This is a genomic window from Sulfitobacter sediminivivens (assembly GCF_042611115.2).
In the GTDB taxonomy this organism is placed as follows: Bacteria; Pseudomonadota; Alphaproteobacteria; order Rhodobacterales; family Rhodobacteraceae; genus Sulfitobacter; species Sulfitobacter sediminivivens.
This window is the reverse complement of the sequence record NZ_JBHGAR020000008.1, coordinates 53,401-67,315: the sequence shown is the minus strand read 5'-3', so window position 1 is coordinate 67,315 and position 13,915 is coordinate 53,401. Positions and strand designations below refer to the sequence as shown.

At 55.1% G+C, this 13,915-nt stretch carries 11 protein-coding genes; 8 read left to right on the top strand and 3 right to left on the bottom strand.

Going from position 1 to position 13,915, the window contains the following annotated elements; all coding sequences use genetic code 11:
* Positions 1 to 12 precede the first annotated feature (12 nt).
* Positions 13 to 1,317 (top strand): cytochrome-c peroxidase, encoded by a 1,305-nt coding sequence (locus tag ACEWL3_RS10275; protein ID WP_386183488.1) that lies wholly within the window; start codon positions 13 to 15, stop codon positions 1,315 to 1,317.
* An 18-nt stretch (positions 1,318 to 1,335) separates the two neighbouring features.
* Here the strand turns inward: ACEWL3_RS10275 and ACEWL3_RS10270 are convergent, their stop codons facing one another.
* The 3 genes from ACEWL3_RS10270 to ACEWL3_RS10260 form a co-directional block, all read right to left on the bottom strand.
* Positions 1,336 to 2,106 carry an ATP-binding cassette domain-containing protein gene (locus ACEWL3_RS10270; RefSeq protein ID WP_205389825.1) on the bottom strand — a complete coding sequence of 257 codons (771 nt, stop codon included), beginning with the start codon at positions 2,104 to 2,106 and terminating at the stop codon, positions 1,336 to 1,338.
* Positions 2,106 to 3,125, bottom strand: coding sequence for an ABC transporter permease (locus ACEWL3_RS10265; protein ID WP_254693292.1), 1,020 nt, complete (start codon positions 3,123 to 3,125; stop codon positions 2,106 to 2,108). Before ACEWL3_RS10265 ends, ACEWL3_RS10270 begins: the two co-directional genes overlap by 1 nt.
* Positions 3,126 to 3,226: 101 nt before the next feature.
* Complete coding sequence (locus ACEWL3_RS10260; RefSeq protein ID WP_386183373.1) at positions 3,227 to 4,246, bottom strand: sugar ABC transporter substrate-binding protein; 1,020 nt, start codon at positions 4,244 to 4,246, stop codon at positions 3,227 to 3,229.
* A 170-nt stretch (positions 4,247 to 4,416) separates the two neighbouring features.
* On the opposite strand from ACEWL3_RS10260, the gene ACEWL3_RS10255 reads away from it, so the two are divergent.
* The 7 genes from ACEWL3_RS10255 (at position 4,417) to ACEWL3_RS10225 (ending at position 13,913) form a co-directional block, all read left to right on the top strand.
* Complete coding sequence (locus ACEWL3_RS10255) at positions 4,417 to 5,607, top strand: ROK family transcriptional regulator (protein WP_386183375.1); 1,191 nt, start codon at positions 4,417 to 4,419, stop codon at positions 5,605 to 5,607.
* A 98-nt stretch (positions 5,608 to 5,705) separates the two neighbouring features.
* The gene (locus ACEWL3_RS10250; protein ID WP_386183377.1) at positions 5,706 to 7,130 is read left to right on the top strand and encodes a circularly permuted type 2 ATP-grasp protein; all 1,425 of its coding nucleotides are present in this window, start codon (positions 5,706 to 5,708) and stop codon (positions 7,128 to 7,130) included.
* A 1-nt stretch (position 7,131) separates the two neighbouring features.
* Positions 7,132 to 8,073 (top strand): alpha-E domain-containing protein, encoded by a 942-nt coding sequence (locus ACEWL3_RS10245; RefSeq protein WP_386183379.1) that lies wholly within the window; start codon positions 7,132 to 7,134, stop codon positions 8,071 to 8,073.
* Positions 8,074 to 8,871: a transglutaminase family protein gene (locus tag ACEWL3_RS10240; RefSeq protein ID WP_386183381.1), complete on the top strand. Its 798-nt coding sequence runs from the start codon at positions 8,074 to 8,076 to the stop codon at positions 8,869 to 8,871. It begins immediately after the preceding gene.
* Between the two features lie 34 nt (positions 8,872 to 8,905).
* Positions 8,906 to 9,637, top strand: a complete 732-nt coding sequence (locus ACEWL3_RS10235) for a proteasome-type protease (protein ID WP_386183383.1) — start codon at positions 8,906 to 8,908, stop codon at positions 9,635 to 9,637.
* A 256-nt stretch (positions 9,638 to 9,893) separates the two neighbouring features.
* On the top strand, positions 9,894 to 10,424 hold the full coding sequence (locus ACEWL3_RS10230; RefSeq protein WP_386183384.1) for a flavodoxin domain-containing protein: 531 nt from the start codon (positions 9,894 to 9,896) through the stop codon (positions 10,422 to 10,424).
* Positions 10,425 to 10,901: 477 nt separating this feature from the next.
* A complete protein-coding gene (locus ACEWL3_RS10225) occupies positions 10,902 to 13,913 on the top strand; it encodes a cyclic nucleotide-binding domain-containing protein (RefSeq protein ID WP_386183386.1) in 3,012 nt (1,003 codons plus the stop codon).
* Positions 13,914 to 13,915: the final 2 nt, after the last annotated feature.

Genomic DNA, 13,915 nt, shown 5'->3' with positions numbered 1-13,915 from the left:
CTTTTCTGTCTCATGGCGGTCCCGGCCTATGCACAGACCGGACAGCAAATTGGGCCAGATGATTTCATCCAGTTTGACAGCAAGCAGGCTGCTCTGGGTCAGCTTCTCTTTTACGACAGAATCCTGTCGGGCAACAAGAATATTGCGTGTTCAACCTGCCACCACCCTGACCTTGGCACCGGCGACGGTCTGTCGCTGGGCATTGGTGAGGGGGGTGAAGGTCTGGGGGCGGGGCGGACCGCCGGGACAGGTGCCAGCCTCATCAAAAAGCGGATCCCCCGCAATGCGCCCGGACTTTGGAACCTTGGGGCCAAAGGGCTGACGGTGATGTTTCATGATGGTAGGCTGAGTGTTTCGGATGCCTATCCCAGCGGTTTTGATTCACCAGCTGAGGAATGGCTGCCCACAGGTTTCAACTCTTTGCTTGCTGCGCAATCGGTGTTTCCCCTTGTCGCGCAATTTGAGATGGCCGGAAACCCGCGCGAAAATGAAATTGCAGGTGCGGTGCATGACCGGATTGATGCAGCTTGGCCGATTTTGGCAAAACGCGTGCGGGTCACAGGTGATTATGGTGCACGGTTTGTCGATGCGTTCGCGCATATCGACAAGGGCGAGGACGTCACGATTGTCGACATCGCCAATGCACTTGCTGCGTTCATTGGCACCGAATGGCAAAGCATCGACAGCCCCTATGACCGGTTTCTGGCGGGTGATGGGACGGCGCTGTCGGATGCGGCGCGACGGGGCAAAGACATGTTTTTTGGCAAAGGCAACTGCGCAAAATGTCATGCGGGCCCGCTCTTTTCCGATCAGTCATTTCATGCGCTGCGCCTGCCGCCATTTGGGCCGGGTCGCACACGACGGTTTGATCCGATGGTCCGCGATGTTGGCAGGATGGGTGAAAGTGATGTGTTGGAAGACGCGTATCGGTTCCGCACGCCAATGTTACGCAATGTAGCGCTGACCGCACCTTATGGGCACAACGGCGCGTATCCGACGCTTGCGGGTATCATCCGGCACCATGTTGATCCTGCGGGATCATTTTCACGCTGGACGCCCGCCATGGCCGCACTGCCCGATGCGCCTGCGATCAGCGCCATCGACTTTGTTGTCTGGAATGATCGGTTGGAAATGGCACGTCACGCGGCAGCAAATGATCTTGTGCCAGTATCGATATCCGAAGAGGATATTGCAGACATCGAGGCCTTTTTGCACAGCCTGACAGGTGCTGCCGCGACCAAGGGGCGGCTTGGCATTCCTGTGTCGGTCCCCAGTGGTCTGCCGGTCGATCATGGGTCACTTGCAGGGAGCAATTGACCGGTTGACTTGGTGTGGTCACGCGGCCTCGGCTGGTGCTTCCTTTGCGCCGGTCATGAACGCAACGGCATCGGACATTGTGTAATCCTTTGGATTAATCACACACAGACGTTTGCCGAGCCGGTGGATGTGGATGCGGTCCGCGACCTCAAACACATGGGGCATATTGTGGCTGATCAGAATGATTGGAATGCCGCGCGATTTTACGTCCTGGATCAGCTCCAGAACTTTGCGGGATTCCTTTACCCCCAACGCCGCGGTTGGTTCATCGAGGATGATCACCTTGGACCCGAATGCGGCGGCGCGGGCCACCGCAACACCCTGACGCTGGCCCCCTGACAGGGTTTCGACCGCCTGATTGATGTTCTGAATTGTCATCAGCCCAAGTTCGGTCAGCTTTTCACGGGCCAGCCGCTCCATTTTCGGGCGGTCAAGCTTGCGGAACCATTTGCCCATGATCCCAGGATGCCGCAGTTCGCGACCCATGAACATATTGTCTGCAATCGACAGGGCAGGGGACATCGCAAGTGTTTGATAGACCGTTTCAATCCCAGCCTCGCGGGCCTGAATGGGGGATTTGAATTGGATCTCCTTGCCTTCAAGAAACACCTGACCCCCATCCGGGATAACGGCACCTGACACGGCTTTGATCAAGGATGATTTTCCCGCACCGTTATCGCCGATAACAGCCAGGATTTCGCCGGGCATCAGATCAAAATCACAATGATCAAGTGCGGTTACTTTGCCGTAGCGCTTCACAAGGCCGCGGCCTTTTAGAATAGGTTCCATTATGCTGCCACCTTTCTGATCCATTGATCCACGGCCACCGCCGCGATGATAAGAACGCCGATCAGCAGATAGGTCCATTGTGCATCAGCGCCCATCAGACGCAGGCCCAGCGTGAAGACACCAACGATCAGCGCGCCAAAAAATGTTCCCAAGATGGAACCGCGACCGCCAAAAAGCGATATGCCCCCGATCACTACCGCCGTGATACTTTCGATGTTCAAAAGCTGTCCCGATGTCGGCGAGACCGAGCCGATCCGGCCAATCAAGGCCCATCCGGCGAATGCACAGATCAAGCCGGCGACTGCGTAGACAGAGATGATCGTGCCCTTGACGTTTACGCCAGACAACTCCGCCGCTTCAGGGTCGTCGCCCACCGCATATACATGACGCCCCCAGGCGGTGTGTTTCAAAACATAGGCCAACAGGATCACCAACACGACCAGGAACACGACACCGACGGTAAACACCGCAGCGCCAACATTAAACTTGGCCCCAAGAAACTGGAGAAGTGCGGCGTTGGCTGCGATATCCTGACTGCGGATCGTTTCGTTGGCGGAATACAGAAAATTGGCCGCGAGCACGATTTGCCACATGCCAAGCGTTACGATGAACGGCGGCAATTTCATGACCGCAACAAGCCAGCCGTTTGCATAGCCGATGGCCGTCCCAGCCAGCAGACCGCACACCACCGCGATTTCAACAGGGATGCCATATCGGAAGGTAAATTGTCCCATGACAACGGATGAGATGACCGCAATCGCCCCTACGCTCAGGTCGATGCCCGCGGTCAGGATCACCAGCGACTGTGCCGCCGCCACGATGCCCACGATCTGCACCTGTTGCAGGATCAACGTTAAGGCAAAGGGTGAGAAAAACTTGGATCCCAGAAGAAAGCCAAACACAATGATGGAGGCCAGCAAAACGATCAATGGCACCAGTGCCGGGTTGGTATGCAGCCAGTGTTGGAGCGTGCCGACGATCCCCCGGTGGGGATCATCAAATTTTGCGATCCCGTCCATTTTTGTGTCTGCATTCGACATTGGGTCCCTCCCTTTAGCTTGAAAAGGGGCGGGCCAAGCCGCCCCTTTCATTCACGTTGGTCACTGACGCGTGGTCGATTTTAGCCCCAGCAGAGTTTCGTACCCTCTTCGGTGTCGATGCTTTCAACGCCTTCCACGGGTTCATCCGTGACCAGTGAAACACCAGTATCGAAGAAGTCTTTTCCCGGTGTCAATGCGGGCTTTGTACCGTCTTTGGCCCATGCTGCGATGGCCTCGACACCTTTGGATGCCATCAGCATCGGATACTGCTGAGAGGTGGCACCGATGACGCCGTCCTTGATGTTTGCGATGCCGGGGCAGCCGCCATCAACAGACACGATCAGCACGTCATTTTCACGACCGATGGATTTCAGCGCCTCATAGGCACCCGCAGCGGCAGGTTCGTTGATGGTGTAGACCACATTGATTTCGGGATCTTTGACAAGCAGGTTCTCCATGGCTTTGCGGCCACCTTCTTCGTTACCGGCGGTGACATCGTTGCCAACAATGCGGGGGTCGGTTTCATCGCCATTCACGTTGGGGTCGGCCAGATCGATCCCGAACCCCTGCAAGAAGCCCTGATCGCGCAGAACGCCAACAGTTGGCTGCGACACGGCCAGGTCCAACATCGCGATTTTCGCATTTGCGGCGTCATCACCCAGTTTGGCAGCGGCCCATTTGCCAATCAATTCACCGGCAAGGAAGTTATCGGTGGCGAATGTCGCATCAGCGGCATCAATGGGTGACAGCGGTGTGTCGAGCGCAATAACAACAAGCCCTGCATCACGCGCCTGCTGTACCGATGCAACGATAGAGGATGTGTCGGATGCTGTCAGCAAGATGCCTTTTGCACCATCCGCGATGCATGTTTCGATGGCTGCAACCTGGGTCTCGTGGTCGCCATCAATTTTGCCTGCAAATGATTTGAGCGTCATGCCAAGCTCTGCGGCTTTCGCTTCTGCGCCCTCTTTCATCTTGACGAAGAATGGGTTGGTATCAGTTTTGGTGATCAGGCAAGCGGTGACAGCGTGACCATCAGCGAAAGCAGCACCAGTCAGTGCAGTCATGGTAACGGCGGTTGTGGCGAGTAGTTTCTTCATGATGTCCTCCCAGACGTTGATCCGAATATCGGAGCGGCTATCCGCAGTATTCGCGGAACTCACCTAAAAAGAACTGATTCTTACCGCCACGTCAATAAATAAATAAACTTGATTTATTAATTCGATGTGTCATCTTTAACAGGTCGGACTTTGCATGTAAGGCCTCAGGAATGGATGGGTCGAAAATCAGAGCTCTTAGTGGTGGCGTCAACCAAAGTGGTTTGCGCGATCATAACGAACGCCTGCTTCTTTCGATGCTTCAGCGTAACGGTCCGATGCCGGGCAGCGATCTGGCGCGGGTTGCCGGACTGTCGCCACAGACGGTTTCGGTGATCATGAGAAAACTCGAGAAGGACGGGTTGCTGGCGCGCGGCACGCCTGTTCGCGGGAAGGTCGGAAAGCCTTCGGTCCCGATGATGCTTGCGGCGAATGGAGTGTTTTCACTTGGCGCAAACATTGGGCGGCGCAGTGCTAAGATCGTCTTGATGGATTTTACCGGCGTTGTCCGCGCTGAAAGATCGGCGTCGTTCCAGTATCCGCTGCCTGCTGAGATATTTTCATTCCTAAAGGAAGCCTGTGCTGACCTGACGAATGTGTTGCCAGAGAATTTGCAGGATCGCATTTGCGGCATTGGCATAGCCGCCCCTTTTGAGCTTTGGAACTGGCATGAAATGGTTGGTGCCAGCGCTGAGGAATTCGCGCTTTGGAAGGGTGTGAGTTTTCAGGAGGAAGTCGCCGCGTTTTCCGATTTGCCGGTCCATGTTGTGAACGATGCAACGGCGGCCTGCCGCGCAGAGCATATCTATGGGCGCGGCAAGGAATTCCGCGATTACGCCTATTTCTTTGTTGCCGCTTTTGTCGGTGGCGGGGTTGTTTTGAATCATTCGGTGTTTGAAGGGCATCAGGGAAATGCCGGTGCGCTTGGGTCATTGCGCAGTGTCGGGCCGAATGGTGAAAGCCGTCAGTTGATCGATATTGCTTCCATACATCTTCTTGAGGCGCGTTTGGTCGAAGTTGGTCTAGACCCTCGCGGTCTTTGGAGCAGCGACGACTGGAGCCCCTATGAACGCTATGTCGAACCCTGGATCAGGCAGACAGCGCAGGAACTGGCAAAGGCAGCGCTGTCCACCTGCGCGGTGATCGATTTTGAAGCCATTCTGATCGACGGTGGATTGCCGCCAGACGTCAAGCGCACCCTTGTTGAGCGCACCCGCCGCTACATCTCGAACCAAGATACGCGTGGCTTGATCCCCCCTCAGATCGAAGCAGGCGAGATGGGGCGCAAGGCGCGTGAAGTCGGGGCCGCTTGCGGGCCGATCTGGTCGCAATTTCTTTTGAAATCCAATGCTGGTCTGACGTGAAACGCTTAAAACTGCCTAATATTTAGGCAAGAAACCAAACCGGCCACTCATTCTGGCGTGATGATTGCCAACCCAAATCAAACCTCTAAGGTTGGGTCATGATCAAACCCACCTCTTTTTTCAGCGAAATGCACAGCAATGGTGCCGCCCGTCCGCCCTATGGGGAATACAACACCTGGTTTTCCGGTCAGAACAATGAGCGTCTGGCGAAGAAATCACAAGAGGCCGAAGCCTTTTTCCGCCGCACCGGGATTACCTTTAATGTCTATGGACAAAGTGATGCCGAAGAGCGTTTGATTCCGTTTGATCTGGTGCCGCGGATATTGTCGGGACGCGAATGGACGAAATTGTCCAGAGGGATCGAACAGCGGGTCGTTGCGATCAACGCATTTCTGCATGACATTTATAACCGTCAGGAGATTTTGCGCGCGGGCATCATCCCAACCGAATTGATTGCGCAGAACGATGCCTTCTTGCCGCAGATGATCGATTTCACCCCGCCTGGTGGCGTCTATACGCATATTGTTGGGACCGACATCGTGCGCACAGGCGAAGACGATTTTTTCGTGCTGGAGGATAATGCGCGCACGCCGTCTGGCGTCAGTTATATGTTGGAAAACCGCGAAACGATGCTGCAGATGTTTCCGGAACTTTTCAGCAGCATCAAGGTGCAACCGGTCAGTGACTATCCCAAGAACCTGCGCCGCTCGCTTGAGGCTTGTGCGCCAACATCTTGTTCGGGTCGCCCTCGAGTTGTTGTGCTGACGCCGGGAATTCACAACTCGGCGTATTACGAGCACAGCTTTCTCGCCGATCAGATGGGTGTCGAACTGGTCGAAGGGCATGATCTGCGGGTCGTTGATGGCCATATCGCCATGCGGACGACCCGTGGGTACAAAACCATCGACGTAATTTACCGCAGGGTGGATGATGAATATCTTGACCCGCTGACCTTTAACCCCACGTCCATGCTGGGCGTGCCGGGGATCATGGATGTCTACCGCGCGGGAAATATCGCAATTGCGAATGCGCCCGGTACGGGCGTTGCCGATGACAAAGCCGTCTACAGCTATATCCCTGAAATTGTTAAGTTCTACACCGGCGAACCGGCGATCCTGAAGAATGTCGAAACGCACCGGTGCTCTGAACCTGATCGGCTTCAATACGTGCTCGATAATCTCGCTGATCTGGTCGTCAAAGAGGTCCATGGTTCGGGCGGCTACGGCATGCTTGTGGGGCCTGCGGCGAGCAAGAAAGAACTGGCAGATTTTGCTGACAAGCTGCGCGCACGACCTGCCAACTATATCGCCCAACCGACGCTGGCCCTGTCCACTGTGCCGATCTTCAGCGAAAGTGGTCTGGCCCCACGCCATGTCGATTTGCGGCCCTTTGCGCTGGTCTCGCCCAAGGGGGTGAACATCACGCCTGGTGGTCTGACGCGGGTTGCACTGAAAGAAGGCTCTTTGGTTGTAAATTCCAGCCAGGGCGGCGGCACCAAAGACACTTGGGTATTGGAAGACTGACATGCTGGGAAAAACTGCAGGGGGTCTTTATTGGATGTTTCGTTCGCTGGAGCGGGCGGAAAACACTGCGCGCCTGATTGAGGCGGGGTTTCGGATTGCATTGACCCGGTCCACCAATGCGGAAGCGGAGTGGCGGTCCGTGATTGTGACGTCTGCAGCGCAGGCAAGCTATGAGGCGGGGCATGATGTGTACGACAGCGCGCAGGTGGTCGATTTCCTTCTGCGGGAATTGTCCAACCCCAGTTCGGTCGTCTCAGTCATAAAGGCGGCACGCGACAATGCGCGGCTGGTCCGTACTGCGCTGACCACCGAAGTCTGGTCGGCAGTGAACGAGACCTGGATGTTGTTCACCGATCTGTTGAAAGAGCCGATCCCGCAAACTGAATTACCCGCTGTTCTCGCCACCATTCGGCAGCAATCAGCGCTGGTGCGCGGCGCGCTCTATGGCACCATGCTGCGCAATGATATCTATGACTTCTGCCGTCTTGGCACCTATGTTGAGCGCATGGATAACACCGCGCGCATCATCGACGTGAAGTATTATTCGCTGTTGCCATCGCCGTCTTTCGTTGGCAGCAGACTGGACAATGTCCAATGGGAGACGATTTTGCGCTCCGTTTCTGCACACCGATCTTTTCGCTGGGCCGTTGAGGATGACTTTACAGCGCCCGCCATCGCTGAGTTCCTGATCCTTGATCGCCGCATGCCGCGATCATTGTCGCATTGCGCGAACCAGATTGTCGGATGCCTGTCGCATCTTGCTGAGGAATACGGTGGTCGCGAGGCATCGCATGAGCTTGCGGATGCATTAGACACTCGCCTCAGGAACAGAGATATTAATTCGATTTTTGAAGAAGGCCTGCACGAGTTCGTCGGAAGCGTGCTCGAAAAAACGGCGGATATTGCCGGACAGATTGAACGTGATTACAGGTTTATTGGTTAGATGGAACTTCAGATCAGTCATACAACCGAATATGCCTATGATGCCCCGGTAGATTACGCGTTGCAAAAAGTGCGTCTGCGGCCCTTGCCGTCAAGCATGCAGAACGTGCCCAACTGGTCGGTCGAGATTGCGGGTGGCAAGATCGAGACCAGCTATGCCGATCATTACGGCAATCATGTTGATCTGGTCAGTATCGAACGTGGTGCGCAAAAGCTGACCATTCGCGCAAGCGGAATGGTCGAAACCCTCAACAGTACCGGCATTCTGGGGCAGGTTTTCGGGCGCGCGCCTTTGTGGCACTTTCTTCAGCCAACGGTGCTTACAACTGCGGGCGACGCGATCAAGGCGTTGCCGCGTATCACGGGCAACACGGGGGCACAGTTGAGCGGTCTGCACGACCTTTCCGCCGCCATCCTCAAGGCCCTTCCCTATGAGTATGGCCGGACTGATGTGAACACCCCTGCCGAAGTTGCTCTGCAGGGCAGCCACGGTGTGTGCCAAGATCATGCACAGGTTTTTCTGACTGCGGTGCGGCTCTCTGGTATCCCGGCGCGCTATGTCAGCGGCTATCTGATGATCAACGACCGGGTCGAACAGGACGCAACCCATGCCTGGGCAGAGGCCTATGTGAATGACCTGGGTTGGGTCGGGTTTGACATTTCAAACGGGGTTTCACCGGACGAAAGGTATACGCGTATCGCCATTGGACGCGATGCCCGGGACGCCGCACCGATCGAAGGTTTGCGCATGGGTTCGGCGGATGAGACATTGATGGTATCTGTGCAAGTTCAGCAGTAAAGAGATCACGTCGACTCCATTTAGGTAGAAAAAGATGACTTACTGCATTGGCATGCGACTGGACCGCGGCCTTGTTTTCATGTCTGACACACGCACCAGCGCCGGCGTGGACAACTTTGCTGTCAGCAAGAAAATGTTCTCTTGGCAGGTCCCTGATGAACGGGCCATCACTATCATGACCGCTGGCAATCTGGCCACAACGCAGTCACTGATCAGCCTGCTTGAAGAACGCTCCATTTCCGAACAAGATCGTGATCCAAGCATCCTGCGTCTGCCAACGATGTTTCAGGTGGCGCGGCTGGTTGGATCAACATTGAAAGAGGTGATCACAAGCTCATCTCCAACGGGTCAGACCTCAGATGATCAATTTGGGGCGTCGGTCATCGTGGGCGGGCAGATCAAGGGCGGCAAGCCAACTGTCTTTATGGTCTATTCCGAAGGTAATTTTATCGAAATAACCGACGACACACCGTTTTTTCAGATCGGCGAAACCAAATATGGCAAGCCCATTCTGGTGCGGGCCTATGATTGTGAAATGGACTTTGCGGATGCAATAAAACTGTTAATGGTGTCATTTGATTCCACGGTAAAATCGAACCTGTCCGTCGGTCTGCCCTTTGATCTTCAGGTGTATGAAAACGACACTTTTACCTGTGATCGCACGACGCGGATCAAAAGTGACGATGCCATTTATCAGGAAATTGCATCGGGCTGGGGTGATGCCCTCCGAGACGCGTTTCAGCTTTTGCCGAGTTACAAGCTTTAAGTTGGCAAAGCCTGTTCGATTGCATTGTAAGGGACTGGTAAGCCGCAGATCGGATCTGTTGCGCTGCAACTATCAGGAACGGCACGTTCGTTCTGTGCTTGCGGATTCGGGCATCGCATCGTCCGCCACTCTATTTGGAATTCAATAAAGAACTGCTCCTATTTGATCTCGAACAAAGCCAGCGCGGGCTGCCCCCCTTATTGTCTATGCAGAGTTGGTGCCTGATGCGCCGCAAATATAGACAAGGAGAGACCAAATGCCGGTACTCATTCTGTTTGCCTCCATTGAAGGACAGACCCGCAAGATTGCCCAGTTCATTGAAGAAACGGTCAGCGGCGCAGGGTACGAGGCCACGATCGTTGATGTCTCGGACAAAATGGCCGACGTGACATTTGACGGGTTTGACACCGTCATTCTGGCTGCCCCTGTACATGAACGCAGGCATCCACCCAACTTTGAAGTCTTACTGACAGCGAGCCGGGCTGATCTGGAGGCGCGGCGCACGCTGATGATTTCTGTCAGTCTAGGTGCCGCTTTCCCTAAGTTGATGGGGGAGGCACAGGAGTACCTGGATGAAATGAAAATGCGCACTGGGCTCAAGCCAAATGCTGAGGCGCTTGTCGCCGGGGCGGTTCGGCCCAGCAGCTATGGCTATTATGAAACTGAGGTTCTGCGCCACGCGATATTGCGTCACCAGACCATTGATCCGCGCACCCAGGAGCGTGAGTTTACGGATTGGGACGCGCTTGGCGAAGTGGTGACGAATTTTCTTTCTGCCGACAAGTAAGTGAGACCGTCAGGTCATTGCGAGGGCCAACAACCTGCGCGCTTTGGGTAAGCCGCGCAGAACGTCATGATGGTGGCTCATTACTTTGACCTGTCCGTCTCATCGGCATTGGAAGGTGGTGGCCCATGGTGTGATCGATCTGACCGTGATGTGCTATCGTCATACCCAAGAACTCAATAATTAAATCTCAGGTAGAATTTTAATTGGCAATCCCGGTTTATTTGCTGTGCCGGGCCCCATTCCGATGCGCATTGAGTGTCCAAACATAGACGCAGTGCTGTTCATGCATTATCGTTTAGGTGTAACGTTAAATTTTTTTTGCTGCTCAAATTTATCTTAACCTAAATGTGGATCACTCAAAGCCGATGCTGAAAATATGTGATCTCGCCGTCATTGCGAAACAGAGCCATTCTGACGATCCCGTTTCCAGCATTGCCACTTCGATATTGCCCCCTGATATGAACGCATGACCGACTGATGCAAAAATCCCTCATTGCTTTTATCTGGCACCACTCCCGGCGCGAACAATTCATCCTTGTGATTGTGACGCTCCTGCTGTTTCCGCTGCTCTATCTGACGTTGGAACTGCCAAAGCGGATCATCAACGACGCCATCGGTGCTCAGTCAGATGCGGTCCTGTTCTATGGGTTTGAGATTTCACAAACCGCGCTCTTGCTGACATTGTGCTTTGCTTTTCTGGGCTCTGTGATCGCGCACGGGCTGTTGAAGATGCGGGTCAACACCATGAAGGGTGTCTTGGCCGAACGGTTGCTCAGGCGGTTTCGATATACGCTGGTGGGGCGTATTCTGCGCTTTCCAAGAAGCTATCAGGCGCGCGTGTCCGAAGGCGAGCTTGTGGCGATGGTCACGGCAGAGGCAGAGCCGCTTGGAGGGATCATGGGGGATGCATTTGCAAATCCTTTGCTGCAGGCAGGGCAAATGATCACGATTCTGCTGTTTCTCTTTGTTCAAAACGTCTGGTTCGGCTTGGCTGCAGTGGCTCTTATTCCAGTGCAGGCATGGCTGATCCCGCGGATGCAAGCCAAAATAAACGTGCTGAACCGCAGCCGTATTTTGCAGATGCGCAGCCTGTCTTCAGAAATCGGGGAGATGTCTGAGGGGGCACCAGTTTTGCGGCAGCATGGTGGCTGGCGGTACCGTCAGGCAGCGATGAGCGCGCGGCTCGGAAAACTCTTTGAGACCCGGTTCGAAATCTATCACCGCAAGTACTTCATGAAATTCACCAATAACTTTCTTACTCAGCTGACACCGTTTTTCTACTTTCTTGTTGGGGGTCTTTTGGTCATCAACGGCCAGCTCACGATTGGGGCGCTGGTCGCTGCAATCGCCGCGTTCAAGGATCTGTCGAGCCCCTGGAAGGAACTGCTGACCTATTACACCGCCGTGCAGGAAGTGTCGCAACGCTACATCATGATTGTGCGCCGGTTTGCGCCCGCAGATTTGCTGAAGTCCCTGCCGACAGAGGCCGAGCCGACCGCCACAAATGCTGGGGCACCGACGATCAAGCTGGACCGTGTGGAACTGGAAGATGGTGATGGCAGGCATGTCCTGTCAGGAGCTGAGCTGACCTTGGAACCGGGAAGCTGGACCTGCGTGACAGCACAGGATGAAGGCGATTGCACGACGTTGGCGCTTTTGCTGATGAGAGAGCTTTCAGCGCATTCCGGCAAGGTGCTGTGGGATGATGTGCCTTTGGCTGACATGTCGCAGCAGGCCATTGTTGGGCGCATCGCGCATGTGACGTCATCATCGCATATTTTTGAGGGAACGCTGGGTGAGAACGTCATGTTGCCCTTGCGGCAAATGCCCAGCGAGGCGCTGCAGGGTAAACTGCGAGACGAGGCAGAGCGCAGCGGAAACAGCACCGATAGCGCATTGACGGCATGGCATCCTGCCCAGGTTTCGGCGGATGTCATTAAGCGCGCAGAAGACGGGTGGCGCGAGCTGATCGAGATGACAGGTGGTCAGCGGATGCTTCTGGCCCGTGTTCTCGACCATCCGCTGGATGCGGCCCAGGACGCAGCCTTTTTCGAAGCGTTGGTTGCCGCGCGGGCCCATGTGGCGGTGCAACTTGAGCGTCTGGATTTAATGCCTGCAGTCCAGAGATTTGGCTCGGATACTTATGTGGACGCGCTGACCTTGCCGGAGAACCTGCTTGGTGGAACCGCGATTCAAAACCGCTGGCTTGACCCCAAGGCCGCAGCGGCGTTTGAGGTGCTGCTGAGTGATCTGGGACTACGTGATGCGGTATTGGCGCAGGGCAAGGCGATTGCCCAGACCCTGCTTGAGGTTTTCGATACCGTAGAAACACAAAATGTGCCGTTTCAGCGTCTCGGCCTGCCCGATGGGACCATGAAGGAACTTGAACTGGCTCTGCAAAGGGCTGAATTGACACCCCAATCCAAGCCGCGCCAACGGCGGGCGGACGAAGCGCTTTTTCTGTCTTTGTCAGTCAATATTGCTGCCGCACAGCTTGATGGGGTATATTCAGACGACCTCAAAGCATCCGTTGTCGCCGCGCGAAAAGCAGCGGCTGATGTGTCTTCTTCCCTCAGCGCTGACTTTATTGCCTTTGATTTGACGGCTTGGCATCCTGGGATAAGCCCGCTTGAAAACCTGATATTCGGAAAAATCGCGCCCACTTCGCGGGCACGCCGTGAGAAAATCAAAGGGGTAGTTGTCGATGTGCTGAACGGCCAGGTTGATCACGCGACATTGATGGATTTGATCCATAAACTGCCAACAGCTCGGCGCGGCAAGAACTTGCCGCAGCAGGTGCTCGAACAGGTCAGTATTGCTCAGGCGGTGGTAAAGGGGCCGGATCTGGTGATTTTGGACCGGGCATTGGCAAGCCATGACCCGGCCGCACGGACCCGCACACTGGCGGCATTCCGAAGCTTGCTGCCGGAGGCGACCATCTTGCAGCTTGAAACGGAGACGCCGAAAGATGGTCTGCATGACCGCGACATCGAATTGCGTCAGGGACAGTTCAGGGCGGTCGGTCAAGAGGACGAAGACGCCGTTCAGACGCCGGAAACGAGCGATCTGCAACGTAAATTGCAGGCTTTGCGCCGGGCCCCGCTTTTTCGCGAACTCAGCCGTCAACAACTCAGGCTCTTGGCGTTTAGTGCACGCTGGGTCACCTTCAAATCGGGATCGTATGTGTTTCGCAAGAATGACCTGCCCGATGGCGCGTTCCTGATTTACGAAGGGAATGTCGCATTGATTGAGCGTACTGAAACGGGAGAAGAGGCGTTTGCCCTTTATCCCACCGAAGGCACGCTTGTAGGCGAGTTAGGGTTGATCCGGAACGATCCTCGGCGTCTGGACATGCGTGCAGACAGCGACATCACCTTGCTGCGGATTGAGGCTGATGATTTCCTGCCTATTCTTGAAACGGATGCGCGGACGGGTTTCAAACTGATCCAGAGCTTGATCGGGTATCTTGACCGACCGGATCGCCGCTGAGG